The organism is Pseudomonas sp. MWU12-2029 (assembly GCF_023242425.1).
Lineage (GTDB): Bacteria > Pseudomonadota > Gammaproteobacteria > Pseudomonadales > Pseudomonadaceae > Aquipseudomonas > Aquipseudomonas kribbensis.
Genome location: NZ_JALJDY010000010.1, coordinates 87,072 through 112,931, shown reverse-complemented (window position 1 = coordinate 112,931; position 25,860 = coordinate 87,072). Strand labels below are relative to the sequence as shown.

Annotated in this window: 19 protein-coding genes and 2 riboswitches; of the genes, 10 read left to right on the top strand and 9 right to left on the bottom strand. The window is 61.7% G+C overall.

What is annotated here, in order from left to right; translation table 11 throughout:
* Positions 1-60: 60 nt before the first annotated feature.
* Positions 61-555 (bottom strand): DUF934 domain-containing protein, encoded by a 495-nt coding sequence (locus M5B44_RS23320; protein WP_085730747.1) that lies wholly within the window; start codon positions 553-555, stop codon positions 61-63.
* Positions 539-2,197 carry a nitrite/sulfite reductase gene (locus tag M5B44_RS23315; protein WP_248740627.1) on the bottom strand — a complete coding sequence of 553 codons (1,659 nt, stop codon included), beginning with the start codon at positions 2,195-2,197 and terminating at the stop codon, positions 539-541. Before M5B44_RS23315 ends, M5B44_RS23320 begins: the two co-directional genes overlap by 17 nt.
* Before the next feature lie 525 nt (positions 2,198-2,722).
* Here M5B44_RS23315 and M5B44_RS23310 point away from each other — a divergent pair.
* Positions 2,723-3,796 carry an ABC transporter substrate-binding protein gene (locus M5B44_RS23310; protein WP_248740626.1) on the top strand — a complete coding sequence of 358 codons (1,074 nt, stop codon included), beginning with the start codon at positions 2,723-2,725 and terminating at the stop codon, positions 3,794-3,796.
* A gap of 6 nt (positions 3,797-3,802) precedes the next feature.
* Here the strand turns inward: M5B44_RS23310 and M5B44_RS23305 are convergent, their stop codons facing one another.
* The gene (locus M5B44_RS23305; RefSeq protein WP_065257810.1) at positions 3,803-4,021 is read right to left on the bottom strand and encodes a DUF2970 domain-containing protein; all 219 of its coding nucleotides are present in this window, start codon (positions 4,019-4,021) and stop codon (positions 3,803-3,805) included.
* Positions 4,022-4,121: 100 nt separating this feature from the next.
* Positions 4,122-7,832, bottom strand: coding sequence for a methionine synthase (gene metH / locus M5B44_RS23300; RefSeq protein WP_248740625.1), 3,711 nt, complete (start codon positions 7,830-7,832; stop codon positions 4,122-4,124).
* Between the two features lie 158 nt (positions 7,833-7,990).
* Here metH and M5B44_RS23295 point away from each other — a divergent pair, with 158 nt between their 5' ends.
* The 3 genes from M5B44_RS23295 to nfuA all read left to right on the top strand — a co-directional run bounded on the left by M5B44_RS23295 (position 7,991) and on the right by nfuA (position 12,021).
* Complete coding sequence (locus M5B44_RS23295) at positions 7,991-10,285, top strand: fatty acid cis/trans isomerase (protein ID WP_248740624.1); 2,295 nt, start codon at positions 7,991-7,993, stop codon at positions 10,283-10,285.
* Positions 10,286-10,344: 59 nt separating this feature from the next.
* Entirely contained in the window at positions 10,345-11,346 is a 1,002-nt protein-coding gene (locus M5B44_RS23290) for an acyltransferase family protein (RefSeq protein WP_248740623.1), read from the top strand.
* A 90-nt stretch (positions 11,347-11,436) separates the two neighbouring features.
* The gene (gene nfuA / locus M5B44_RS23285; protein ID WP_007959519.1) at positions 11,437-12,021 is read left to right on the top strand and encodes a Fe-S biogenesis protein NfuA; all 585 of its coding nucleotides are present in this window, start codon (positions 11,437-11,439) and stop codon (positions 12,019-12,021) included.
* A 143-nt stretch (positions 12,022-12,164) separates the two neighbouring features.
* On the opposite strand, the gene cobM is transcribed toward nfuA, so the two are convergent.
* The 4 genes from cobM to M5B44_RS23265 form a co-directional block, all read right to left on the bottom strand.
* The gene (gene cobM, locus M5B44_RS23280; protein WP_248740622.1) at positions 12,165-12,911 is read right to left on the bottom strand and encodes a precorrin-4 C(11)-methyltransferase; all 747 of its coding nucleotides are present in this window, start codon (positions 12,909-12,911) and stop codon (positions 12,165-12,167) included.
* Positions 12,912-13,002: 91 nt separating this feature from the next.
* Positions 13,003-13,416 carry a cobalamin biosynthesis protein gene (locus M5B44_RS23275; RefSeq protein WP_085710087.1) on the bottom strand — a complete coding sequence of 138 codons (414 nt, stop codon included), beginning with the start codon at positions 13,414-13,416 and terminating at the stop codon, positions 13,003-13,005.
* Complete coding sequence (locus M5B44_RS23270; protein WP_085710086.1) at positions 13,413-14,114, bottom strand: CbtA family protein; 702 nt, start codon at positions 14,112-14,114, stop codon at positions 13,413-13,415. The genes M5B44_RS23275 and M5B44_RS23270 overlap by 4 nt, the downstream gene beginning before the upstream one ends.
* Before the next feature lie 11 nt (positions 14,115-14,125).
* Positions 14,126-14,323: a CbtB domain-containing protein gene (locus tag M5B44_RS23265; RefSeq protein ID WP_016983301.1), complete on the bottom strand. Its 198-nt coding sequence runs from the start codon at positions 14,321-14,323 to the stop codon at positions 14,126-14,128.
* Positions 14,324-14,444: 121 nt separating this feature from the next.
* Positions 14,445-14,666: riboswitch (cobalamin riboswitch) on the bottom strand.
* A gap of 764 nt (positions 14,667-15,430) precedes the next feature.
* Positions 15,431-15,641, top strand: a riboswitch (cobalamin riboswitch).
* A 98-nt stretch (positions 15,642-15,739) separates the two neighbouring features.
* Here M5B44_RS23265 and cobW point away from each other — a divergent pair.
* Genes cobW through M5B44_RS23240 form a run of 5 tightly spaced genes read left to right on the top strand, consistent with a single transcriptional unit; the run spans position 15,740 to position 23,943 of the window.
* Entirely contained in the window at positions 15,740-16,813 is a 1,074-nt protein-coding gene (cobW, locus tag M5B44_RS23260; RefSeq protein ID WP_096821605.1) for a cobalamin biosynthesis protein CobW, read from the top strand.
* Positions 16,814-16,816: 3 nt separating this feature from the next.
* The gene (gene cobN, locus M5B44_RS23255; protein ID WP_248740621.1) at positions 16,817-20,590 is read left to right on the top strand and encodes a cobaltochelatase subunit CobN; all 3,774 of its coding nucleotides are present in this window, start codon (positions 16,817-16,819) and stop codon (positions 20,588-20,590) included.
* Between the two features lie 2 nt (positions 20,591-20,592).
* Positions 20,593-21,594, top strand: a complete 1,002-nt coding sequence (locus tag M5B44_RS23250; RefSeq protein ID WP_248740620.1) for an ATP-binding protein — start codon at positions 20,593-20,595, stop codon at positions 21,592-21,594.
* The gene (locus tag M5B44_RS23245) at positions 21,576-22,259 is read left to right on the top strand and encodes a VWA domain-containing protein (RefSeq protein WP_263860273.1); all 684 of its coding nucleotides are present in this window, start codon (positions 21,576-21,578) and stop codon (positions 22,257-22,259) included. The genes M5B44_RS23250 and M5B44_RS23245 overlap by 19 nt, the downstream gene beginning before the upstream one ends.
* A gap of 40 nt (positions 22,260-22,299) precedes the next feature.
* Entirely contained in the window at positions 22,300-23,943 is a 1,644-nt protein-coding gene (locus M5B44_RS23240; protein ID WP_248740619.1) for a phospholipase D-like domain-containing protein, read from the top strand.
* Between the two features lie 3 nt (positions 23,944-23,946).
* On the opposite strand, the gene M5B44_RS23235 is transcribed toward M5B44_RS23240, so the two are convergent.
* Positions 23,947-25,170 (bottom strand): NADH:flavin oxidoreductase/NADH oxidase family protein, encoded by a 1,224-nt coding sequence (locus tag M5B44_RS23235; protein ID WP_248740618.1) that lies wholly within the window; start codon positions 25,168-25,170, stop codon positions 23,947-23,949.
* Positions 25,171-25,249: 79 nt separating this feature from the next.
* Here M5B44_RS23235 and M5B44_RS23230 point away from each other — a divergent pair, with 79 nt between their 5' ends.
* Positions 25,250-25,660, top strand: coding sequence for a MerR family transcriptional regulator (locus M5B44_RS23230; protein ID WP_248740617.1), 411 nt, complete (start codon positions 25,250-25,252; stop codon positions 25,658-25,660).
* The last annotated feature ends 200 nt before the right edge of the window (positions 25,661-25,860 follow it).

Here is a 25,860-nt window from a genome sequence, read left to right as displayed (position 1 = left end):
AGCGGGCATAAAAAAACGCCGGTCGAATGACCGGCGTTTTTTTGAGTACGCCCCGGGGATTTACCGGCGACGGAACAGCGGCAGCGGTTCGTCAGTGGCGGCCTGATAGGTCACCGAGAAGTCCTTGAGGCTTTCAAGGGCGTCGTACGGGTCTTTGTCCGCGCGCAGGGCGAAGGCATCGAAACCGCAGCGGCGCATGTAGAACAGCTGATCGCGCAGCACGTCGCCAATCGCCCGCAGCTCACCTTTGAACCCGTAACGGTCACGCAGCAGGCGGGCGTTGGAGTAGTTGCGGCCATCGGTGAACGCCGGGAAGTTCAGGGCGATGACCTGGAACTGATCCACGTCGTCGCCGATTTCCTCGGCTTCTTCGTCGGCGTCCAGCCACACACCCAGACCACCGTCGCGGGCCTTGAGCATGCGGGCGTGTTCACGCCACAGCTGCAACGGGACGATCAGGTCGTCGCAGTTGCTGATCTCGTCGATGTTGAAATCCTTGGGCAGCAGGTGCCAGGTTTCGTCGACGACCTCGTTGTTCTTAATGATTCGCTGCATAGACGCGTTCCTTGAAGAGGTCGATGCCAATACGCTGGTAGGTGTCGATGAAGCGCTCGTCTTCGGTGCGCTGTTCCACGTACACGTCGATCAGCTTGGAGATCACATCCGGCATGTCGTCCTGGGCGAAGGACGGGCCGAGGATCTTGCCCAGGCTCGCATCACGGCTGGCGCTGCCGCCGAGGGAGACCTGATAGAACTCTTCGCCTTTCTTGTCCACCCCGAGGATGCCGATGTGGCCGACGTGGTGGTGACCGCAGGCGTTCATGCAACCGGAGATGTTCAGGTCCAGTTCACCGATGTCGAACAGGTAGTCCAGGTCGTCGAAACGGCGCTGGATCGATTCGGCGATCGGGATCGACTTGGCGTTGGCCAGGGAGCAGAAATCACCGCCAGGGCAGCAGATGATGTCGGTCAGCAGGCCGATGTTCGGCGTGGCGAAACCGCCTTCACGCAACTCGCCCCACAGGGTGAACAACTGGCTCTGCTCGACGTCGGCGAGAATGATGTTCTGCTCGTGGGAGGTGCGTAGTTGACCGTAGCTGTAGCGGTCCGCCAGGTCGGCGACGGCATCGAGCTGTTTGTCGGTGATGTCGCCCGGTGCGACACCGGTCGGCTTCAGGGACAGGGTCACGGCTACATAACCCGGCTTCTTGTGCGCCAGGGTGTTGCGGGTGCGCCAGCGGGCGAAGCCCGGATGCTCTTTGTCGAGGGCGGCCAGTTCGGCGTCCTGATTGCTCAGTGCTTTATAGTCCGGGTCGACGAAGTGTTTGGCGACGCGATGCACTTCGGCTTCGGTCAGCGTGGTCTGGCCGCCGCGCAGGTGTTCCATCTCGGCATCGACTTTCTGGGCGAAGACTTCTGGAGTCAGCGCCTTGACGAGGATCTTGATCCGCGCCTTGTATTTGTTGTCACGACGGCCATAGCGGTTGTAGACCCGCAGAATGGCGTCGAGGTAGCTCAACAGGTCCTGCCATGGCAGGAACTCGTTGATGAATGCACCAACAACCGGAGTACGACCCAGACCACCGCCAACCAGCACGCGGAAACCGAGTTCGCCAGCGACGTTGTGCACCGGCTCGAGACCGATGTCGTGGACCTCGATGGCCGCACGGTCGGAGGTCGAACCGTTGACGGCGATCTTGAATTTACGCGGCAAGTAAGCGAATTCCGGGTGGAAGGTCGTCCACTGACGGACGATTTCGCACCAAGGACGCGGGTCAATTAGCTCATCGAACGCAACACCGGCGAACTGGTCGGTGGTGACGTTGCGCAGGCAGTTGCCACTGGTCTGGATCGCGTGCATCTGCACGGTGGCCAGCTCGGCGAGGATGTCCGGGATGTCTTCGACCGCCGGCCAGTTGAACTGCACGTTCTGGCGAGTACTGATGTGGGCGTAGCCCTTGTCGTAGTCGCGGGCAATCTTGGCCATCATGCGCATCTGACGCGAGGTCAGCTGGCCGTAAGGCACCGCCACCCGCAACATCGGCGCGAAACGCTGGATGTACAGGCCATTTTGCAGGCGCAGGGGGCGGAATTCTTCTTCGCTCAGCTCACCTGCCAGATAGCGTCGGGTCTGATCACGGAACTGCTTGACGCGGTCCTCGATGATCCGCTGATCGTACTCGTCGTATACGTACATATAAGTCCTGTTCTCAGGCTTTGGGCTACTCGGAAAACGCTGCGTTTTCGCTTGCTGGAGTCCGATGGTGCCTCGGCAATTACGCGCGCACGGCCGCGCACTCCCTAATGGAGCCGGGGCAATATACCCGTTTGCAGTTATGCGCAAAAGTGATGTTTGAGTATATGTAAAGAACCAAATCGCCTAACGAGAACGGGTGTCAACTAACCCACATTTGTCGTGCGGACAATCATCGTCTTAACTGTGGTCGAGTCTTTCTGCAATCACCGATAAAACCGACAAGAGGCGATGCAATGAGCAATCCAACCAAGGCAAGGAAAAGCGATAGCAGTGTCGATGCGTGGGCCATTCTGTTCCTGATCATTCTGGTCGTGGGCACAGCGGTGTTCTGGGTCAGTCATCAGTAAAACGACCCCTCCGGGCCCGCTTCCGACGATTGTCGGACAAAAAGCGGGATCAGGCGCTAATGGCCGGCGATTGAATGGCTATAATGCGCGGCCATTTTTCCCCGGGCCCGGATGTTTCATGTTCAAGTTTCTCCACATCAGTCTGCTTGTGCTGGGCCTGGCCTTTGGAGCCGGCGCACGGGCAGAGTCTGTGTTGTTTCTGAATCCTGGCGCCACCGACGAAGCGTTCTGGGTCAGCTACTCGCAATTCATGCAGGCCGCCGCCCGGGATCTGGGTGTCGATCTGCGTATCCTCTATTCCCAGCGTCAGCCCGAAATGACCCTGGCCCAGGCCCGGGTAGCTCTGCAGGGGCCTGATCGTCCCGATTATCTGATGTTCGCCAACGAGCAATACATCGCGCCGCAGATCCTGCGCATGGCCAATCAGAGCGGGGTGAAGCTGTTTATCGTCAATGCCGCGTTGACCCCCAATCAGCAAGCGCTGGTCGGGGACCGGGCCGACCGCATCGGTAGCCTCGTGCCCAATGATGAGGAGGGCGGTTACCTGTTGATGAAGGAGTTGATCCGCCTGCATCCACCGGTGGCCCCCGGCGCCAGCATCGAATTGCTGGCGTTCTCCGGCCTGAAGATCACCCCGTCGTCGCAGTTGCGCGAGCAGGGCATGCAACGGGCGCTGGCCGAACATCCTGAAGTCCGTTTGCGGCAACTGGTCTACGGCGGCTGGACACAGCAGCGCGCTTACGAGCAGGCCCGGCAGTTGCTGGTTCGTTACCCCAAGGTGTCATTGGTGTGGGCGGCCAACGACGAAATGGCCTTCGGTGCGATGCGAGCGGTTTCCGAGATCGGCAAAGTGCCGGGCAAAGACGTGCTGTTCAGCGCGGTCAATACCTCGCCTGCGGCGTTGCAGGCCATGATCGACGGACGCTTGAGCGCATTGCTCGGCGGTCATTTCACCCTGGGAGGCTGGGCGCTGGTGGAAGTGCACGACCATGCACAGGGCGTCGACCTGAATCGCTACGGTGGCCGCGACCGGCAGATCCCCTTGCTGCAACTGATCGACAAGGATCATGCCCGCCGAATGCTGGCCATGGGTACGTCGCCGGATTACGGCGTGCACTTTCACAAGATGTCGGCGAAGGGTCGCCCGGCCTCGTACCGCTATCCGTTCAACCTGCAGACCCTGATGCACTGAGGCTGCTCAGGCGCCCGCCAGATGCACCACCAGTTGCACGATGCCAAACAGCGTCAGGGCGAACACTGCCGTGAACGCAATGCCCAGGAAGATGAAATGGCTGGGCTTGCCATGGGTGAAGTCCCTTGCCCGGTTCTTGCCGCTCTGCACGCCGAACGCCGCCGCCATGACGCTGTGCAGCATCTGCCAGAAGGTCGGTGGCTTGTTGTCGACTGGATCGTCCATAAATCCCTCGTCTGCCGTGTGTGTCAGACAAGCATAGCCAACCCATGAAAAAAGACCGCAGCCTGCGGGGCAGGCTGCGGTCTTTTGTTCGGGCTCCGGGTTAGTTGTCGTAACCCAGGTTCGGCGCCAGCCAGCGTTCGGTCAGGCTCAGTTCCTGGCCTTTGCGCGAGGTGTAGCTCTGCACCTGATCCTTGTCGATCTTGCCCACGGCGAAGTATTGCGCCTGCGGATGGGCGAAGTACCAGCCGCTGACCGCTGCCGCCGGGAACATCGCATAGTGTTCGGTGAGGAACACGCCGCTGCGGCCTGCGCGCATCTCCTGTGCCTCGGGATCGAGCAGGGCGAACAGCGTGGCCTTCTCGGTGTGATCCGGGCACGCCGGGTAACCCGGAGCAGGGCGAATGCCGGAATACTGCTCTTTGATCAGCGCTTCGTTGTCGAGGGCTTCGTCCTTGGCGTAACCCCAATGCTCTTTACGCACCTGCTGGTGCAGCCATTCGGCGCAGGCCTCGGCCAGACGGTCGGCCAACGCCTTGACCATGATCGAGTTGTAGTCGTCGCCAGCGTCCTGATAAGCCTTGGCCACTTCTTCGGCGCCGATCCCGGCGGTGGTGATGAAACCGCCGACATAGTCGGTCACTTCACTGTCCTTCGGCGCGACGAAGTCGGCGAGGGAGAAGTTCGGCTTGCCGTCGGTCTTGATGATCTGCTGACGCAGATGATGCAGGCGCGCCATTGGCTTGCCGTCATCGCCGTACAGCTCGATATCGTCGTCGTGCACCTGATTGGCCGGCCAGAAACCGAACACCGCACGGGCACTGATCAGTTTCTCGTCGATCAGCTTGGTCAGCATCTCGCGGGCGTCCTTGTACAGCGAGGTCGCGGCTTCACCGACCACTTCGTCTTCAAGGATGCGCGGGAACTTGCCGGCCAGGTCCCAGGAGATGAAGAACGGCGTCCAGTCGATGTACTCGGCCAGGACGTTGAGGTCGATATTGTCCAGCACCCGGGTGCCGGTGAACGTCGGTTTGACCGGTGTGTAGGAAGCCCAGTCGAACTGCGGTTTTTTCGCGATCGAGGCGGCGTAGCTCAGGCGTTCGGTACGGGCGCTGCGATTGGACGTGCGCTCACGCACGTCGATGTACTCTTCGCGGGTCTTCTCGACAAAACCGGCTTTCAGCTCCTTGGACAGCAACTGCGTCGCCACGCCCACGGCGCGGGAAGCGTCGGTAACGTAGACCACTGCGTCGTTGCTGTACTTCGGCTCGATCTTCACCGCCGTGTGTGCCTTGGAGGTGGTCGCGCCGCCGATCATCAGCGGCAGGTGGAAGTCCTGACGCTGCATCTCGCGGGCCACGTGGACCATTTCATCCAGCGACGGAGTGATCAGACCGGACAGGCCGATGATGTCGCATTTCTCTTCGCGGGCCACCTGCAGGATCTTCTCCGCCGGCACCATCACGCCGAGGTCGACGATGTCGTAGCCGTTGCAACCGAGCACCACGCCGACGATGTTCTTGCCGATGTCGTGTACGTCGCCTTTTACCGTGGCCATCAGGATCTTGCCCTTGGCTTCCGGCTTGTCGCCTTTTTCCAGCTCGATGAACGGAATCAGGTGAGCCACGGCCTGTTTCATCACGCGGGCGGATTTCACCACCTGCGGCAGGAACATTTTGCCGGCGCCGAACAGGTCGCCGACGATGTTCATGCCGGACATCAGCGGGCCTTCGATCACTTCGATCGGGCGAGCGAAGGACTGACGGGATTCTTCGGTGTCCTCGACGATGTGGGTGGTGATGCCCTTGACCAGTGCGTGCTCCAGACGCTTGTTGACGTCCCAGCTGAGCCATTCTTCGGTCTCGGCTTCCTTGACGCTGCCGTCGCCCTTGTACTTGTCGGCGATGGCGAGGAGGGCGTCGGTGCCTTCCGGCGTGCGGTTGAGGATCACGTCTTCAACGGCGTCGCGCAGTTCCTGCGGGATCTGGTCGTAGATCTCCAGCTGACCGGCGTTGACGATACCCATGGTCAGGCCGGCGCGGATCGCATACAGCAGGAATACAGAGTGGATCGCCTCGCGCACCGGGTTGTTGCCGCGGAACGAGAACGACACGTTGGACACGCCGCCGGAGCTCAGGGCATACGGCAGCTCGTCGCGGATGTAGGCGCAGGCGTTGATGAAGTCCACAGCGTAGTTGTTGTGTTCTTCGATACCGGTGGCCACGGCGAAGATGTTCGGGTCGAAGATGATGTCTTCCGGCGGGAAGCCGACTTCGTTGACCAGAATGTCGTAGGAGCGTTTGCAGATTTCTTTCTTGCGCGCTTCGGTGTCGGCCTGGCCGGCTTCGTCGAACGCCATCACCACCACAGCAGCGCCGTAGCGTTTGCACAGTTTGGCGTGGTGGATGAACTGCTCGACGCCTTCTTTCATGCTGATCGAGTTGACGATGCCCTTGCCCTGAATGCACTTCAGGCCGGCTTCGATCACGTCCCATTTCGAGGAGTCGATCATGATCGGTACGCGGGAGATGTCCGGCTCGCCGGCAATCAGATTGAGGAAGGTCACCATGGCCTTCTTCGAATCGAGCATCCCTTCGTCCATGTTGATGTCGATCACCTGGGCGCCGGCCTCGACCTGCTGCAGGGCGACTTCCAGGGCTTCGGTGTAGTTGTCTTCGCGGATCAGACGGGCGAATTTCGCGGAACCGGTAATGTTGGTCCGCTCGCCGACGTTGACGAACAGCGAGCTGCGATCGATGGTGAACGGTTCCAGACCGGACAGGCGGCAGGCCTTGGGAATGTCCGGAATCTGCCGTGGCGCGTAACCGGCGACGGCTTTGGCGATGGCTTCGATGTGGCCCGGGGTGGTGCCGCAGCAACCGCCGACGATGTTGAGGAAACCGCTCTGGGCGAATTCTTCGATGACTTTGGCGGTGTCCACCGGCAGTTCGTCGTACTCGCCGAATTCGTTCGGCAGGCCGGCGTTCGGGTGCGCCGAAACATGGGTGCTGGCCTTGTCCGACAGCTCTTCCAGGTACGGACGCAGTTCACGGGCGCCGAGGGCGCAGTTCAGACCGACCGAAATCGGCTTGGCGTGAGCTACGGAGTTCCAGAACGCTTCGGTGGTCTGGCCCGACAGGGTACGGCCGGAGGCGTCGGTGATGGTGCCGGAGATCATGATCGGCAATTCGATGTGCAGCTCTTCGAACACGCCTTGCACGGCGAAGATCGCTGCCTTGGCGTTGAGGGTGTCGAAGATGGTTTCGATCAGGATCAGGTCGGCGCCGCCCTCGATCAGGCCTTTGGTGGCCTCGGTGTAGTTTTCCACCAGTTCATCGAAGGTGACGTTGCGGTAGCCCGGGTTGTTGACGTCCGGCGACAACGAGCAGGTGCGACTTGTAGGGCCGAGGACGCCGGCGACGAAGCGCGGCTTGTCCGGGTTCTCGGCGGTCTTGGCGTCGGCAACCTTGCGCGCCAGTCGTGCGCCTTCTACGTTGAGTTCGTAGGCCAGCTCTTCCATGCCGTAGTCGGCCATGGAAATGCGGGTGGCGTTGAAGGTGTTGGTTTCCAGGATGTCGGCACCGGCATCCAGGTAGGCTTTCTCGATGCCGCCGATCACGTCGGGACGGGTAATGACCAGCAGGTCGTTGTTGCCCTTGACGTCGGTCGGCCAGTCGGCGAAACGCTTGCCGCGATAATCCTGCTCTTCGAGCTTGTAGCTCTGGATCATCGTGCCCATACCGCCATCGAGTATCAGGATGCGCTCTTTGAGGGCTTGCTTGAGAGCTTGAAGGCGGACGCTGCGATCGGACATTGGGACTACTCGAAAAAGACCATGACGAAGGAGCGGGATCATAACAAACCTGTGCGGATTTAGAGCATGTGGCACTTTTGCATGAATATCGCTCATGTTGGCACGGGCGTCATAACGGTAGAATCGCGGCGTTTTTATTCAGGATCAGGATCAGGGATATGTCGTACCGCGTCGTCAGCATGGTGTTGCTGTTTTTGAGCTTTGGCGCGGCGGCGCAAAGTCCTGCGATCTCGCCTGCCATTTCTTACACCCGCGACATCCAGCCGATCTTCACCGAGAAGTGCGTGGCCTGCCATGCGTGCTACGACTCTGCCTGCCAATTGAACCTGGGCAGCGGTGAAGGCGCGGCCCGTGGCGCGAGCAAGATGCCGGTCTACGATGGCGAGCGCACTCAGGCAGCGCCGACCACGCGGCTGTTCTACGACGCTTTTGGCAAACGCGCCTGGCAACAGAAAGACTTCTATTCGGTGCTCGACGCCCAGGGCAGCCAGGCCGCACTGATGGCGCGCATGCTGGAACTGGGGCACAAAACGCCGCTGACACCCAACGCCAAACTGCCGGAAGACATCGTCCTCGGCCTGCAACGGGAAAACATGTGTGCGATGCCCGCTGAGTTCGACGGCTATGCCGGTGCTCACCCGAAAGAGGGTATGCCGCTGGCGGTGACCGGCCTGACCGATCAGCAATACCAGACATTGCAGCGCTGGCTGGCGTCCGGCGCGCCGATCGATGAGCAAGGCCTGGCGCCGAGTGCCAAGGAAGCGCTGCAGATCGTGCAGTGGGAAAACCTGCTCAACCAGCCAGGTGCGCGGGAAAGCCTGGTCGGGCGCTGGCTGTTCGAACACTGGTTCCTGGCGCACATCTACTTCAAGGACGGCGAGCCGGGGCATTTCTTCCAGTGGGTGCGTTCGCGCACGCCCACCGGTCAGCCGATCGATCTGATCGCCACCCGCCGTCCCAATGACGATCCGGGCACCCAGGTGTATTACCGCCTGTGGCCGGTGCAGGGCGTGATCGTGCACAAGACCCACATCACCTATCCGCTGAGCGCGGCAAAGATGGCGCGGGTCAAGAGCCTGTTCTACAACGGCAACTGGCAGGTGCATGCTCTGCCGGGCTACGGGCCGCAGAGCCGCGCCAACCCGTTCGCCACCTTCGAGGCGATTCCGGCGCAGGCGCGGTATCAGTTCATGCTCGATAACGCCGAATACTTCGTGCGTACCTTCATTCGCGGCCCGGTGTGCCGTGGGCAGATCGCGACCGACGTGATCCGCGACAACTTCTGGGCGCTGTTCCAGGCCCCGGAACACGACCTGTACATCACCGACCCGAACTATCGCGGCCAGGCCACGCCGTTGCTGGCCATGCCGGGGCAGAACGACGATGTCGGCAGCGTCCTGAGCCTGTGGCACGACTACCGCAACAAGCGCAACAAATACGAAGCCCTGCGCCGGGATAGCTACGCGGATCAACCGGCGCCGAGCTGGTCGACCCTGTGGGCGGGCAACGACAATGCACTGTTGAGCATCTTCCGCCACTTCGACAGCGCCTCGGTGACCAAAGGCCTGATCGGTGAGGTGCCGCAGACCATGTGGCTGTTCGACTATCCGTTGCTCGAACGCACCTATTACCAGTTGGCAGTCAATTTCGACGTGTTCGGCAACGTCTCCCATCAGGCGCAGACCCGGCTGTACTTCGACTTGATCCGCAACGGCGCCGAACAGAACTTCCTGCGCCTGATGCCGGCAGACTCCCGCGAGGATTACCTCGACGATTGGTACCAGAGCAGCGGCCAGTTCAAGATGTGGCTGGATTACGAGTCCATCGATGATGACAAGCCGACCGCGCTGAAACTCGACGAAAAGGACCCGAAACATGACTTCGCCATGCAGTTGCTCGCTCGCTACGGCGACCTCAACGCGCGGCCCGATCCGATCAACCGCTGCGTGGATGCCTATTGCTCGCGGCCGAACATCGATCCGGCGCTGCAAAATGCCGAACAGGCCCTGAGCCGCCTGACGGCGCGTCCTGCAGCGGGGCTGAAGGTGATCGATCAACTGCCGGAAGCGACCATGTTGCGCATCGAAACCCGCAGCGGCAAACGCGAGGTCTACAGCCTGCTTCGCAACCGCGCCCACAGCAACGTGGCGTTCCTGCTCGGTGAGTCGCTGCGCTATCAGCCGGGGCTCGATACTCTGACCATCTACCCGGGCGTGCTCAGCAGTTATCCGAACTTCATGTTCAACATCCCGGCGGACCAGGTGCCGGCGTTTGTCGATGCCATGGAAAGCGCCAAGGATGCGCCACAGTTCGAGAAGATCGTCGAACGCTGGGGCATCCGCCGAAGTCATCCGCAGTTCTGGTTCTATTTCCATGACCTGAGCCAGTACATCCATGAGACCGACCCGGTGGAAGAGGGCGTGCTGGACATGAACCGGTACGAGAATCTTTGATCGTTTGAACGATGGCCGCTGTCCCAATCCTGTGGAGTACGGGATCTGGAGTGCCATCGATGTTGATTTCAGTGCAGGCCCTGCGAGCGCTCGCCGCGTGGGCAGTGGTCTGCCATCACTTCATGCAGATTTTCTTCGACTTCGAGGCGCGCGGGCCGATAGGGCAGCTGTTCATCGACAAGGGCGCCGTGGGCGTCGATATCTTCTTCGTGATCAGCGGGCTGGTGATTTTCCTGTCCACCGAAGGCAAGGCGCTGCCGCCGGCGCGGTTTCTGCTGTATCGGCTGTTTCGGATTGTTCCGGCGTATTGGCTCTACACCGTGCTGATGGCGTTGCTGGTGGTGTTTGCCCGGCCGCTGCTGCCGGATCAGACGGTGGACTGGCGTCATTTACTGCTGTCGTTGCTGTTCATCCCGACCGAAAACCCCGGTGGCTACGGGATCTATCCGACCCTGAATGTCGGCTGGACGCTGAATTACGAAATGCTGTTCTACGTGTTGTTCGCCTGGGCGCTGCTGTTTCGGCTGCAAGTGCGCTTGCTGGTGGTCGCGGCGCTGTTGTTTGCGGTGTGTCAGGCCTGGACCGGGTTTGGCTGGGTCAGCGAGTTTTATCGCTCGGACATCGTTTACGAATTCCTGCTGGGGATAGGCATCGGCATGCTCTATCGTCGTGGCTGGATCGGGCCAGCGCTCTGGTTGCCGCTGCTGGGGATCGGTGCGGCGTTGCTGGCGATCTATCACCTGCCGCCGGAGCCCCGATTGCTGAATTGGGGCGTGCCCGGCGCGGTGCTGGTCATGGGATGCATGGCGCTGGAGCGTTATGTCGAACGCAACAGGCTGCTCAAGCTGCTGGGCGACTGTTCGTACTCGGTTTATCTGATGCATGTGCTGGTGCTGTCGGCCGGCGCTTATCTGGCCCGACGCTACGGGATCAACCCGTATTTGATGTTTTTTGCCTGTGCGCTGGCCATCGGTATCGGTTCGTGGCTGAGCTACGAATGGATAGAAAAGCGCAGCTATCAGTGGCTTAAAGCGCGGATTGACGGCGAACCTGGCGCTTAGCCGATTTGCGAACTATTCCTACGTAAATACTGGGACTTTGTGCCGCGCGCCGATTGGCGTAAACTCCGCCCAAGCCTGCGAGGAGTTTCCATGACCGCTATTACCATTACCGACGCCGCCCATGATTACCTGGCCGATCTGCTGTCCAAGCAGAACACCCCGGGCATCGGCATCCGCGTCTTCATCACCCAGCCTGGCACCCAGTACGCCGAAACCTGCATTGCCTACTGCAAGCCGGGCGAAGAGAAACCTGAAGATACCGCGCTGGGGCTGAAAAGCTTCACTGCCTATATCGACTCGTTCAGCGAAGCGTTCCTCGACGATGCTGTCGTCGACTACGCCACCGACCGCATGGGCGGTCAGCTGACCATCAAGGCGCCTAACGCCAAAGTACCGATGGTCAACGCCGACAGCCCGATCAACGAGCGCATCAACTATTACCTGCAAACCGAAATCAACCCGGGGCTGGCCAGCCACGGTGGTCAGGTCAGCCTGATCGATGTGGTTGAAGACGGCATTGCCGTGCTGCAGTTCGGCGGCGGTTGCCAGGGCTGCGGCCAGGCGGACGTGACCCTGAAGGAAGGTATCGAGCGCACCTTGCTCGAGCGTATTCCGGAGCTCAAGGGCGTTCGCGACGTGACCGACCACACGCAGAAAGAAAACGCCTACTACTAAGGCGTTCGCTGCGGCATGAAAAACGGCGCCCCGTGAGCGCCGTTTTTTTATGTCAGAAATTCAGCGCCCCATATCGCGAGCAGGCCCGCTCCCACGGGGAAATGCGGTCTACTGTGGGAGCGAGCCTGCTCGCGAAGGGGCCGTCATGGGCGGTAAAGATGCGCATGTCCCGCGCGATACAGCGAAGACTCACTGAAATGATCGCTGCCCAATACCCGCCCGACCAGAATCAGCGCCGTACGCCGAAAGCCTTTGGCCGCCACCTTCTCGGCAATATCCTCCAGTGTCCCGACGACCCAGTCCTGATCCGGCCACGTCGCCCGGTGGATCACTGCAATCGGGCAATCCGCGCCGTAATGCGGCAACAGCTCGGCGAGAATCTTCTGCAGGTGATTGACCCCCAGATGAATCGCCATGGTCGCCCCGTGCTGCGCCAGGCTGGCCAGTTCTTCCCCGACAGGCATCGCAGTCTTGTCCGCATAACGGGTCAGGATCACGCTTTGCGAGATGTCCGGCAACGTGAGTTCGGCGCCCAATAACGCCGCGCAAGCAGCGGTGGCGGTGACACCGGGGATGATCTCGAACGGGATATCCAGCTCGCGCAGATAACGAATCTGCTCGCCGATGGCGCCATACAGGCTCGGATCACCGGAATGCACACGCGCCACATCCTGGCCCTTGGCGTGGGCGGTCTTGATCAGGTCGATGATCTGTTCCAGATGCAATTCGGCGCTGTTGACCACGGTATCTGCCGAATGACCTTCCAGTACCGCCGCCGGCACCAGCGAACCTGCATAGATGATCACCGGGCAGCTGCGGATCAGCCGCTGGCCTTTGACAGTGATCAATTCCGGGTCGCCGGGGCCGGCGCCGATGAAGTAAACGGGCATCGTTGGATCCTGTGAAAGTAGGGCGGATCGAGGCTTCAAGAGCACTTCAGATGAACAATGCTCATGATCGAAAGCGGGGATTATCGGGAATTTACGCTGCGCCGGCCAATGCCAGGGTTGCCTGGGCGTACTTTTGCCGGGAAATCAGCAGTTTTGCCGGGGCCTGGATCAGTTGTTCGGCGAGCGCCAAAGCAGCGCTTTCCGCCACGCCATAGCAGCCGGTGCGTTCGAAAGCGATCTGTGAATGGTGACTCAGTCGTTGCTGATAACTGGCCAGTTCTTCGCTGCTGAAGTACAGCAACGGCAGCGCCAGTTGTGCCGCCAGTTCCTGCAGGCCGGGTTCGTCGCGTTTCAGGTCGATGCTCGCCAAAGCCTTGACAGCTTCGAGTTCGATGCGATGGGCTTGCAAGGCTTGGTCGAGCAAGGCGCGCAGCGTACTGGCCGGGCAGCCGCGCTGGCAGCCCAGGCCGACCACGAAGGTCGGCGCTGCGCTGTCATCGGTCATGCGTGGTATTGACCATCGCTTTTGCGACGGAACAACCAGGCGCTGATCAGGCCCAGGGCCAGCCAGAACGCCACGTTGGTCAGCTGCGAAGCGATTTTGAACTGGGCTTCCAGCGCTTCCGGGGCGAGCATCGAGTGCACTTCCGGTTGCGGCGCGCCGATCACGTGCGGCACAGCGAGGATCGCCACGCCGAGGATCTTCAGCAGCCAGTTGCCGCCAAACGCAATCAGCGCCAGGCCGACAGCAGTCGACGCGGCGGTGCCGATCCACCACATCTGGCGCGAAGCCAGGTCAGCGGCGGCGGTGCCTGGCAGCTCAGGTGGCAACCCCATGGTCGGAGCGAGCACGAATGTCGCGTAACCCGCCAGACCCCAGAGCAGGCCTTGCGAAGTCTTGGTCGGCGCACGCAGGGTGTACAGGCCCGCCAGCATCAGGGCGAAACCTACGGCTACGACCAGGTTGCCGCCGGTGGTGGAAACCACGCGCTGCCAGCCGTTTTCCGGTTCCCAGGCTTCGGCATCGTGGGTGTGGGCAGCGGTGCCGGCGGCGTGTTCGTGAACTTCGGCCACCGGCTCGGCCTTCTCGTAGGTTTCAGCCTGAAGAATCAACGGCGAAACCCAGAAGCTTTGCAGCAAGGTCAGCAGCAGGGCGGCCAGAAGGCCGGTGAAACCTGCGGTCTGCGCGATACGCTTGATCATGTCGTCAGGTCTCAATGGCACGGAAACGCGGCGCTGTGGCGGGTATCGTGCGCGGCGTTGTGCACCGCTTCGATGTGCGAGAAACCGGCGAAGTAGACCAGGCTTGCGCCCAGGATCGACGCGAAGATCGCAGCGGTCAGGCGTTGGCTCAGGGTGGTGGTGCTGGAGATTTTGTCCGTGTTGCTGCCGGTGCTGCTGATGATCGACATGGCGCTTCCCTCTGGAGTGTCAGCGGGTGAATGGAGCGCATGAAAACCCCTGCGAGTCGGGCACGCAGAGGTTCGAACAGCGCCCGCCCACCGCGGGTTTGTTATGTTCAGTGACGCAGGATGCGCACTGTGTGTTGCGGGCCGGTCTCCGGGCTCACGAGGGGTTGGCGTCTGGCCGACCTGCAAGCGTCACCTTCCCATGCCCGTGGGCACAGTGGATCTGACGCTCTCTCGCTTACCGTTGCGGGGGCAGCACCGGACTGACATGGCTTTAGAGTAAAGCACATGATTCACCGGTTTCCCGTTTCACCCTGTGAAGGGCACCCGTAACAAGTTGTGTAGGAGACCATGGGCCGGGGTTTTTAGTCAATTGAATGGGGTGAGGTGTGTTTGGATAGGGGGGGCATATCCGTTGCTTCGGGAGCTGCCGCTGGCGGTTTCGCTCTTACAGCGAGTCACTTTTGGCAAACGCCCGGAATGCCGGCCCAGCCAAAAGTAACCAAAAGGTCTTGGCCCCGGCGTACGGCACTTCGCTTAGGCTCAGTGTTCCCTCGCTACGGTGTCCATCAGGGGGCATCGCCTACGGTTTGCTTCGCTGCACCTCCTCTCGATGTATGCGGCTTCGCCGCACGGCGCTGCGCGCCTACCCCCTGATGGACACCTCCGTTCGGCCTGCCGAAGGGGCAAAAAATCAAAAGCCACATCAAAGGCCAGATCAAAAGCCAGATCAAAAGCCCTCCACGCACCACACACCACGATGAGCGTTAGCTCGAGTAAAGCTTTTGATCGCAGGGCCCGTCGGCAGGCTGAGTGGAGGGATTGATCCGGGGGGGAGCGCAGCGACCGTTTGGCGAAGCCAAACACATCGAGAGGAGGTGCAGCGAAGCAAACCGTAGGCGATGCCCCCGGATCGATCCCGGAGCGAAGGAACCCGAGCCACAGCGAGGGCCGTACGTCAGGGCGCAGACCTTTTGGTTACTTTTGGCTGGGCCGGCATTCCGGGCGTTTGCCAAAAGTGACCCGCCGTAAGGGCGGAACCCTAAGTGGCCATAACCGCAGCAACGGATATGCCCCCAATCCAAACATTGACCGGTCAACACACGATGCGTAGCCTTGCGCTTTCGAGGTTCTTCGGCCCACGCCGAAGCTAAGAAGGGAACGCGGTCCAAGCCGCGGCTGCCCCCGCAACTGTGAACGGTGCTGTTCGCTGCCACGCCACTGCCAACTCAATCCAGAGCCAGCGGGAAGGCGCAGCGAATACCGGGCCAAGGCCCGAACACCGTCAGCCAGGAGACCTGCCTCGTCACAGATTCTCACTTTCAACCGGGCGGGGTGATCCGGTGGCGAACTCTCCAGGCACGCACCCGCGTTGCCGGTCTCGTCCCGTATGCCCGCCACCTTGCCAAAGGGCATCCGATGAAAACACTGGCCAAACTCCCCGTCACCATCGTCACCGGTTTCCTCGGCTCGGGTAAAACCACTTTGCTGCGGCACATGCTCGACAACGCCCAGGGCCGCCGCATCGCGGTGATCGTCAACGAGTTTGGCGAGCTGGGCATCGACGGTGAAATCCTCAAGCAGTGCACCATCGGCTGCACCGAAGAAGAAGCTACCGGCCGCGTCTACGAACTGGCCAACGGCTGCCTGTGCTGCACCGTTCAGGAAGAGTTCTTCCCGGTGATGCGCGAACTGGTGGCCCGTCGCGGCGACCTCGACCACATCCTGATCGAAACCTCGGGCCTGGCCCTGCCAAAACCGCTGGTGCAAGCCTTCCAGTGGCCGGAAATCCGCAGCGCCTGCACCGTTGACGCGGTGATCACCGTGGTCGACAGCCCGGCCGTGGCCGCCGGCACTTTCGCCGCGTTCCCGGATCAGGTCGATGCCCAGCGCAAGCTTGATCCGAACCTGGACCACGAATCGCCGCTGCACGAGCTGTTCGCCGACCAACTGGCCAGCGCCGACCTGGTGATCCTAAACAAGGCCGACCAGACCAGCCCTGAAGACCTCGCGCGCGTACGCCTGGAAGTCGCCGAAGAACTGCCGCCAGCGGTGAAAATCATCGAAGCCAGCAACGGCCGCCTCCCACTGGACGTGCTGATCGGCCTCGGCGCCGGTTCCGAAGAACACATCGACAGCCGCCACAGCCATCACGATCATCACCACGGTGAAGGCGATGACGATCACGATGACCACGATCACGACGCTTTCGACTCGATCTCCATCGAACTGCCGCAAGCCGACGAAAGCCTGCTGCTCGATGCGCTGACGCAACTGGTGGTCCAGCACGGCATTCTGCGGGTCAAAGGTTTCGCGGCGATCCCGAACAAGCCGATGCGTCTGCTGATCCAGGGCGTGGGCACGCGTTTCGACAAGCACTTCGACCGTCAATGGGGCGCCGATGAGGCACGTGTGACGCGTCTAGTGTTGATCGGCCAGGAACTGGACGCGGCCAAGCTCGAAGCGCAACTGCGCGCCGCGCTCAGCGTTTAAGCCATGCATCTGCTCAGGACCCAGCCCGGCGGTTTCGTGTCGGATGACAACATTGCCGACCTTGGGCAAACCCCCGCCGAACTGGTGATCCTGTGCAGCGGCGACTCCAGCCTGGCGCTGCTCGCCGAAGCCGCGCAGCAACTGCCCGAGGATTACCCGAGCGTGCGCCTGGCCAACCCGATGCAGGTGCAGAACCATGCGTCGGTCGACCTGTACGCCGATGAAGTGCTGCGTCACGCCAAGGTCATTCTGATTTCGCTGCACGGCGGCATCGCTTATTGGCGTTATGGCGTCGAGCGACTGGTCGAGTTGTCCGAGCGTGGCGTGCAGGTGATCCTGGTGCCGGGCGATGATCGGCCCGACCCGGAGCTCAGCGACTTGAGCACCGTGGGCGCCGAGGATCGTGACCGGCTCTGGCAGTTCCTGCGTCAGGGCGGCATGGGCAATGCGCTGGATTTCTTCCGCTGCCTGGCCAATCGCTGGCTGGCGCGGGATTACGTGTGGGGCGAGCCGCAAACGCTGCCGCGCACGGCGATTTACCACCCGAACAAAAACACCGCCGCACTGAGCGACTGGCAATCCGACTGGCTGCCCGGTCAACCGGTGGCGGCGGTGTTGTTTTATCGCTCGCATTTGCAAGCGGCGAACACGGCGTTTATCGACGTGTTCTGCCAACGGCTGCAGGCTGCCGGACTCAATCCGCTGCCGATGGCCGTGGCCAGTCTGAAAGAGTCCGGTTGCCTGTCGGTGGTCGAAGACTGGCTGGATGAAGTCGAAGCCTCGGTGATTCTGAACACCACCGGTTTTGCTCAATCCAGCCCGGAAGCGCCGCATCTGCGGCCGTTCCGTCGCAACATTCCGGTGATCCAGGCGATCTGCGCCCAGGACAACGAGCCCGGCTGGCGCGACAGCGAGCAGGGGCTTGGCCCTCGTGATCTGGCGATGCACATCGCACTGCCGGAGCTGGACGGCCGGATCATCAGTCGACCGATCAGCTTCAAGGATCTGGCCTGGCGCAGCGAGCGCAGTCAGTCCGATGTCGTGTGTTATCGGGCGCAGCCTGAGCGCATGGATTTTGTCGCCGAACTGGCGCGACGCTGGGTCGAGCTGGCGCGGGTGCCGAACGCTGAAAAACGTATCGCGCTGATCCTCGCCAACTACCCGACCCGCGACGGACGCATCGGAAACGGCGTCGGCCTCGACACGCCGGCCGCCGCGCTGAACATCCTGCGGGCGTTGCAGGCTGAGGGTTATCCGCTGCCGGCCGAACTGCCGGACAGCGGCACCGAGCTGATCCGACAACTGCTCGGCGGCGTCAGCAACGACCTCGACACCCTTGATCAGCGCCCGTGCCAGCAAAGCCTGGCGATGGACGATTACCTGACGATGTTCAACGCGCTGCCCGAAGCCAATCGCACGGCGGTGCTGCAGCGTTGGGGTTCGCCGCACAACGACCCGATGTGCCGTGACGGGCGAATGATGATCGCCGGCCTGCGGTTTGGCCTGATCTTCGTCGGTATTCAACCGGCGCGGGGGTATCAGGTCGATCCGAGCGCGGTGTATCACGACCCGGATCTGGTGCCGCCGCACGCGTACCTCGCGTTCTATTTCTGGCTGCGTCAGACCTACGGCGCCCATGGCGTGATCCACGTCGGCAAGCACGGCAACCTCGAATGGCTGCCGGGCAAAGGCGTGGGCTTGTCGGAGAACTGCTGGCCGGACGCGCTGCTCGGGCCGCTGCCGAACGTCTATCCGTTTATCGTCAACGACCCGGGCGAGGGCGCTCAGGCCAAACGTCGCACTCAGGCGGTGATCATCGACCATTTGATGCCGCCGCTGACCCGAGCCGAAACCTATGGTCCGCTGCGCAATCTCGAATTGCTCGCCGACGAATATTATGAAGCGCAGTTGCTCGACCCGCGCCGCGCCCGTGAATTGCAGCGCGACATCCTGCAACTGGTGCGTGACACGCAGATCGATCGCGAACTGCAACTCGACGAAGCTCTCGACAGCGATGCCGATGCGGCAATCTGGTTGCCGCGTCTGGATACTTACTTGTGCGACCTGAAGGAGTCGCAGATTCGCGATGGGCTGCACATTTTCGGTGAGTCGCCGAGCGGGCGTTTGCGCATCGACACCTTGCTGGCGCTGCTACGGATTCCCCGTGGTGACGGCAAAGGCGCGCAGTCGAGTCTGTTGCGGGCGTTGGCCAAGGCATTCCAGTTGGGGTTCGATCCGCTGGATTGCGCGTTGGCCGAGCCCTGGACTGGCCCGCGTCCGATGGAGCTGCAATCGCTGAGCGATGAGGTCTGGCGCACGGCCGGGGATACCCGTGAACGTCTTGAACTGTTCGCGGCGCATTTGATCGAGCAGTCGCTGGCGGGTGATGTGGCGCAACTTGACGCTTCAGGCTGGACAGATGTGCAGGCAATCATCCACGCGCTGCGCGAAGTGATCGCCCCACGCCTCGACGCCTGCGGCACGGCAGAAATGCACGGCCTCCTCGACGCGTTGAACGGTCGTTTCGTCCCCGCTGGCCCGAGCGGTGCACCCAGTCGCGGTCGCCTCGACGTGTTGCCCACCGGGCGCAATTTCTATTCGGTGGACGTGCGCAACCTGCCAACCACCACTGCCTGGCGCATCGGTTTCCAGTCCGCCACGCTGATTCTGGAGCGACACCTGCAGGATCACGGCGACCACCTGCGCCAGCTCGGTCTATCGGTCTGGGGCACCGCGACCATGCGTACCGGCGGTGACGACATCGCTCAGGCCATGGCGCTGATGGGCGTGCGTCCGGTTTGGGCGACGGGCAGTCAGCGGGTCGATGATTTCGAGATTCTGCCGCTGAGTCTGCTCGATCGGCCTCGGGTGGATGTCACGCTGCGAGTCTCCGGATTTTTCCGTGATGCGTTCGCCAACCTGATTCGCCTGTTCGACGCCGCTGTACAAGCCGTGGCGGAACTGGACGAGCCAGGCGATCTCAACCCGTTGGCCGCCAAAGTGCGTGCCGAACGCGAGGCGCTGCAGCAGTCGGGGCTGGACGAGGAGGCTGCGCGACGTCAGGCCGGCTGGCGGATTTTCGGTGCCAAACCCGGCGCTTATGGCGCGGGCGTGCAGGGCGCCATTGACGGTCGCCTGTGGCAAACCCGTGAGGATCTGGCCGAGGTCTACCTGAACTGGGGCGCCTATGCCTATGGTGGTTCCGATGAAGGCACCGCTGCCCGCGAGCAGTTCGTCCAGCGCCTGAGCCAAGTGCAGGCCGTGCTGCAAAATCAGGACAACCGCGAGCATGACTTGCTCGATTCCAATGATTACTACCAATTCCAGGGTGGCATGCTCGCCGCCGTGGAAAGCCTGCGTGGCGAGGCGGCGGCCAGTTATCACGGCGATCACAGCCAGCCGGATCTGCCGAAGATCCGTACTCTGAAAGAAGAGCTGAACCGGGTGATCCGCTCCCGGGCGGCGAATCCGAAATGGATCGACGGCGTCAAACGCCACGGCTATAAAGGCGCGTTCGAACTGGCGGCGACCATCGATAACCTGTTTGCCTTCGATGCGACCACGCAGCTGATCGACGATCACCAGTACGCGTTGCTGGCCGACGCCTATCTGCTGGACCCGGCGACCCGCAAGTTCGTGCGTGAGCATAATCCCCACGCGCTGCGCGACATGACCGAGCGCATGCTCGAAGCGCAGCAGCGCGGGATGTGGCAGGAACCGGGTGCTTATAAAGAAGCACTCGAGAACCTGCTGCTGGATATAGAAGAAGAGAGCTGAACATGACCGATACCCCACATTTCCCGCTCTCCGCCGTGGTCGGCGCCGATGATCTGAAACTGGCGCTGTATCTGACCGCTATCGACCCGAAGATCGGCGGCGTGCTGATCGAAGGCCCGCGGGGCATGGCCAAATCGACCCTGGCCCGGGGGCTGGCGGATCTGCTGGCCAGCGGTCAGTTCGTCACCTTGCCATTGGGGGCGACTGAAGAGCGGCTGGTCGGCACCCTCGATCTGGATGCGGCACTCAGCGACGGCCGCGCACAATTTTCTCCCGGCGTACTGGCCAAGGCTGACGGCGGCGTGCTGTATGTCGATGAAGTGAATTTGCTGCCGGATCATCTGGTGGATCTGCTGCTTGATGTGGCCGCCAGCGGCACCAACCTGATCGAGCGCGATGGCATTTCCCATCGTCATTCGGCGAAGTTCGTATTGATCGGAACGATGAACCCGGAAGAGGGCGAGTTGCGTCCGCAACTGCTCGATCGCTTTGGTCTCAACGTCGCCCTGAGTGGTCATACGGCGCCGGTCGAACGCGGGCAGATCATCCGCCGTCGACTGGATTTCGATAGTGATCCGCAGACCTTCTGCGGGCGTTGGGAAGCCGAGCAACAAGCCCTGCGCGAGCGTTGTGAAAACGCCCGAAATGCCTTGGCGAATGTTCCTCTCGACGATGAAGCACTGGCGCAGATCACCGAGCGTTGCTTTGCCGCTGGCGTCGATGGTTTGCGTGCCGATCTGGTCTGGTTGCGTGCTGCGCGGGCTCATGCGGCTTGGCGTGGCGCTCAAGCCATTGCCGAACAGGACATCGATGCAGTGGCCGAATTTGCACTGCGTCATCGTCGTCGCGAACAGTCCTCATCCCATGCGCAGCCTCCCGCGCAATCGCCGTCTGGGTCCCAGGCCGATCCGGCGCAAGGGCAGGGGCAGTGGGGTGAAATGCCGGCGCCGGCCCTGGCCACCGGCGCGCGCCGCGAAGTGCCGGTCTGGCCAAAAAAGCCTTAGGCATTCGCCCCCGATCCGACGCGGGGGCGAATGCCAGACCCCGCGCCGGACGCCTGGACAATGGCCGACAAGGTAAACGCCACGCTGCACGCAGCGGTTCGGTGAACTGGCCGGGAACCTTGCTCAACGGTCGCCCGAAAGTGCGTGCTGACCTGCTGTTTCAACTGCGCACCCGCACACCCCATGAACTGTGGCTGGTGATCGTCGATGCCTCGGCCTCGACCCGTCGTCATCAAGCATTGAGCGATGCCAAGGGCGTGCTCGCGCGATTGTTCGATGACGCTTATCGGCAACGGGCGCGACTCGCCTTGCTGACTGCCAGCGGCTCAGCGCCGAAATGGCAGGTGCAGGGTTTGAAAGCTTCCAGCGGATTGCGAGCGTGGCTAGATGATTTGGGTGCGGGAGGCGGCACGCCGTTGCTGGCGGCGCTGAACGAGGCCGAACACTGGCTGACGGTGCGCCGCAAACGATTCCCCGCCGAACAACAGCGCCTGCTGGTGCTCACCGATGGGCGCTTGAAAGAATGGTCAGGGTTGCCGGCACTGGCCTGTCCAGGCCTGTTGATCGACATCGAACGCGGGCCGATCCGGTTGGGCCGGGCCAGACAGTTGGCGACTGCCCTGGACGCGGATTACCGGCATATCGACGACCTGCTGTCTGTCTGAGGTCTATGCTGCATCCAGCCCACATCACAAGGAGTGAATCATGCGCGTACTGGTTGCCAACCCTCAGGACGATTTTCGCGTAAAGGCTTACGCCGGCACCAACGGCGTGTTGCTGGCCATGGACCTCGCCGAACCCCGTCGCAAAGGCCTGCTGGGGTTTGCCATCGAGAAGCAGCAGGGCGACAAGCCGTGGCAATTCCTGTTCAACAGCCTGACTTTTCCCGGCAAGGCTCACACCTTCCCGCAGTTTCACGCCACGCCCAGCGATATCGCGCCGCTGCAGAAATTTCGCTGGGCCGATTACGCGGTCAATCCCGGGACGACCATGCATTACCGCGTACATCTGGCCTACGGCACTGCCGGTGCGCCGGCGCTGGGGGAGTCGCTGGAGTTGAGCATTACTTCAGACGATGGTCACCCGGCCAATCAAAGCGTGATCTTCAACCGCGCCGTGGCCGCCAGTCAGGCGTTCCAGCGCAAGTTTCCGGATCTCGACGCGCAGATCAGCGCCAACAAGAACATGCCCATCGAAGCCTGGCCCGATGCTGCGCGGCAGTGGCTGGAAAACGGCCTGCTCGGTCGCTTGCAGGGGTTCATCGAACGTGCGCCCGATGGTGAATGGGCGCTGGATATCGCGATCTACGAGTATCAGTTGCAATCCATCATCGACACGGTGAACGCTGCATTCGATCGTGGCGTGCAGGTTCGGGTGCTGTATCACGCCAAACCCGGTGACGAAGACACCACGATGAACGAGGCCAGCCTCGCCAAATTGCCGGAAGCCAACAAGCGCGGGCGGGTGACCCACGATATTTTCCATGACAAGTTCATCGTCCTCAGTCGCATCGCTGGCGGTGAGCGGCAGCCCCAGGCCGTGCTCTGCGGTAGCACCAATTTCACCGCCAACGGCGTCTATCGCCAGGCCAACGTGGTGCATGTGCTGGACGACACGGCCATCGCGTCCAGCTATTTGCAGACGTTCGAGCAGGTCTGGGCAACGCCGGCAGACGTCGGCGCCACCCGCGACTGGATCACCCAGCACAACCCCATGAACCCGGCGCAACCGCTGTTTGCCGGGTTTTCGCCGCGCAGTGGTGGTGCCGATCTGCGCGAGTTCGTCGACATCATCAATGCGGCGAAGAAGGATGTGCTGTTCGTCACAGCGTTCACCTTGCCCGACGCCATTCTCAACGCGCTGCTTGGTCAGCCCCATGACGACATCCTGCGTTACGGCCTGCAGAACACCGCCAGTCGCATCACCGGATTCCACGCCGACCGCACGGCCGAGTTCGCCGCCACCGCGCTGCTCAACACCGGGCTGGAGGGCTGGCTGAAAGAGAACATGAAAGGCCAGAAGGGCAACCTGCTGGTGCACACCAAAGCCATCGTCACCGACTTCACCAGTGACAGCCCGACCATCATCAGCGGTAGCCACAACCTCAGCGCCGCGGCCAGCAACGGCAACGACGAGAACTTCCTGATCATCCGCGGCGACACCGAACTGGCGGACCGTTATGGCCTGGAACTGCTGCGCTTCTACGAGCATTACCGCTTTCGCTACTTCGCGAAGAAACTGGCGCTGAAGCAGGTGCAGCCGCTGGCGGCGGATGACAGCTGGACCAACGACTACTACGTCGAAGGGGATTTGCGGCAGCTGTCTCGCCTGCGGTTTGCCGGGCGCTAGGGCTTAAGCATCCATCGCCTGACGGTACTGCCGGGTGCGGTGACTGAGGTACAAGCGGTCGCGGATCAGCGCCCAGAGTGCCGACACTTCGGGATGCGGTTTGCGCCCCCGGCTCAGGCGCGCCATCTGGAAACGCACCACGGCCATGTTCGCCAGCGCGGCCAGCGGTTTGCGTTTCCAGCGGATCGGCGGCAGTTGCGGTTCGCTGTGGCGGCCTTCGCGCCAGTGTCTGACCAGGCTCGGTTCGATGGCCAGCGCAGTGGCGATACCCGCCATGTCGATGCCGCTGTCGAGTACCTGTTCGACGATGGGCAGGCGCCGGATACCGCCGGTGACCATCACCGGCATGCGCGCCACGCTGGCCAGTTCGCTGGCCATTTCCAGAAAAAATGCTTCACGGGACAAGGTCCGTCCGTCGCGGGCTTCACCCTGCATGGCCGGGGCTTCGTAGCTGCCGCCGGACAGTTCCAGCAGGTCGATTGGCTGTTCGTTGAGCCATTCGATCACCTGACGTGCGTCGTCCGTGTCGAAACCGCCGCGCTGGAAGTCCGCGGAGTTGAGCTTCACAGCCACGCAGAACTGGGGTGAAACAGCCTGACGCACAGCCTCGATCACCGACAGCAGCAGGCGCGCACGGTTTTCCAGCGAACCGCCCCAGCGATCTGTGCGGCGATTGGTCAGCGGCGACAGAAACTGGCTGAGCAGATAGCCGTGAGCCGCGTGGATCTGGATGCCGGTGAATCCGGCTTTCTCGGCAAGCGCGGCACTCCTGGCGAAACGTTGAATGACATCTTCGATGTCGTCCTCGGTCATCGGTTTGGGCTCGGCGAACAGTTTCGAGAACGAGCCCATTTCCAGTGCCACCGCTGATGGTGCCAACGCTTGCTGACCCATATTGGCGAAGGTCTGGCGGCCGGGGTGGTTGAGCTGCACCCAGACCTGCGCGCCGCCACTGCGGGCGATTTCGGCCCATTGCCGGAAACGGTCCAGATGCCGCTCGTCTTCCAGCACCACGCCACCGGGGCCGGTCATGGCGCGGCGGTCGATCATCACGTTACCGGTCAGCAGCAACCCGGCGCCGCCGTCGGCCCAGGCCTGATACAAGCGGAACAGTTCGCGGGACGGTGCCTGGTCACGATCCGCGAGGTTTTCTTCCATGGCGGCTTTGGCGATACGGTTGCCGACGGTCTGACCGTTGGGCAGTTTCAAAATCTGGAAGGGCGACATTGCTTGACTCCTCATCAGTGATGGAGAGAGGCTAAGCTTAAAGTTAACTTTAATGTCAAGCAGGCAATTCGAGGCTGAAATGAAAATTGGTGAACTGGCGCAACAGAGCGGGCTGAGCGCTTCGAGCATTCGCTTCTACGAGGCTCAGGGCCTGATTCCCAAAGTGGAGCGCTTGGGTAATGGTTATCGGCGCTACCCGCCGCAAGTGCTGCAAACCTTGAACATCATCCGCAGTGCCCAGCAGGCCGGGTTTTCCCTGGAAGAACTCAAACAGTTGCTGCCAGTTGCCGGAACCGGCGAATTCAAGCATGAGGAACTGGTGGAAGGCCTGACGCGCAAGGTCGAGCAGATCGAAGTCATGCAACAGCACCTGGCCCAAAGCAAGGCCCGGTTGCTGGAGGTGATCGACAGCATTCAATCCAAACCCGAAGGCATGAGTTGCGGCGCGAATGCCGAACGGGTCCTGGCCTCGATCTACCCGGAATCCTGACGCGGCGGCGAAGGCGTACAGATTTTGAAATGATTTCCAGCTGTAGGAAAAGTCATCAGAGCCTGTACGCTTCAAGTCCTTTTTTCATTCAGGATTTGCATGAACACCCTCTCGGAGCCTCCCAGTTCTATTCAAAGAACCACGTTCCCTTCGCGCCATGGCGCGGTCTTGACGCACTCGCAGCATCCAGTCTTCCGACT

Coding starts and splice junctions, on each gene's coding strand:
- cobN (WP_248740621.1), top strand. CDS start 16,817: ATGCATCTGCTCAGGACCCAGCCCGGCGGTTTCGTGTCGGATGACAAC.
- M5B44_RS23320 (WP_085730747.1), bottom strand. CDS start 555: ATGCAGCGAATCATTAAGAACAACGAGGTCGTCGACGAAACCTGGCAC.
- M5B44_RS23240 (WP_248740619.1), top strand. CDS start 22,300: ATGCGCGTACTGGTTGCCAACCCTCAGGACGATTTTCGCGTAAAGGCT.
- M5B44_RS23275 (WP_085710087.1), bottom strand. CDS start 13,416: ATGACCGATGACAGCGCAGCGCCGACCTTCGTGGTCGGCCTGGGCTGC.
- M5B44_RS23315 (WP_248740627.1), bottom strand. CDS start 2,197: ATGTACGTATACGACGAGTACGATCAGCGGATCATCGAGGACCGCGTC.
- cobW (WP_096821605.1), top strand. CDS start 15,740: ATGAAAACACTGGCCAAACTCCCCGTCACCATCGTCACCGGTTTCCTC.
- metH (WP_248740625.1), bottom strand. CDS start 7,832: ATGTCCGATCGCAGCGTCCGCCTTCAAGCTCTCAAGCAAGCCCTCAAA.
- M5B44_RS23290 (WP_248740623.1), top strand. CDS start 10,345: ATGTTGATTTCAGTGCAGGCCCTGCGAGCGCTCGCCGCGTGGGCAGTG.
- M5B44_RS23310 (WP_248740626.1), top strand. CDS start 2,723: ATGTTCAAGTTTCTCCACATCAGTCTGCTTGTGCTGGGCCTGGCCTTT.
- cobM (WP_248740622.1), bottom strand. CDS start 12,911: ATGCCCGTTTACTTCATCGGCGCCGGCCCCGGCGACCCGGAATTGATC.
- nfuA (WP_007959519.1), top strand. CDS start 11,437: ATGACCGCTATTACCATTACCGACGCCGCCCATGATTACCTGGCCGAT.
- M5B44_RS23230 (WP_248740617.1), top strand. CDS start 25,250: ATGAAAATTGGTGAACTGGCGCAACAGAGCGGGCTGAGCGCTTCGAGC.
- M5B44_RS23270 (WP_085710086.1), bottom strand. CDS start 14,114: ATGATCAAGCGTATCGCGCAGACCGCAGGTTTCACCGGCCTTCTGGCC.
- M5B44_RS23250 (WP_248740620.1), top strand. CDS start 20,593: ATGACCGATACCCCACATTTCCCGCTCTCCGCCGTGGTCGGCGCCGAT.
- M5B44_RS23305 (WP_065257810.1), bottom strand. CDS start 4,021: ATGGACGATCCAGTCGACAACAAGCCACCGACCTTCTGGCAGATGCTG.
- M5B44_RS23265 (WP_016983301.1), bottom strand. CDS start 14,323: ATGTCGATCATCAGCAGCACCGGCAGCAACACGGACAAAATCTCCAGC.
- M5B44_RS23295 (WP_248740624.1), top strand. CDS start 7,991: ATGTCGTACCGCGTCGTCAGCATGGTGTTGCTGTTTTTGAGCTTTGGC.
- M5B44_RS23235 (WP_248740618.1), bottom strand. CDS start 25,170: ATGTCGCCCTTCCAGATTTTGAAACTGCCCAACGGTCAGACCGTCGGC.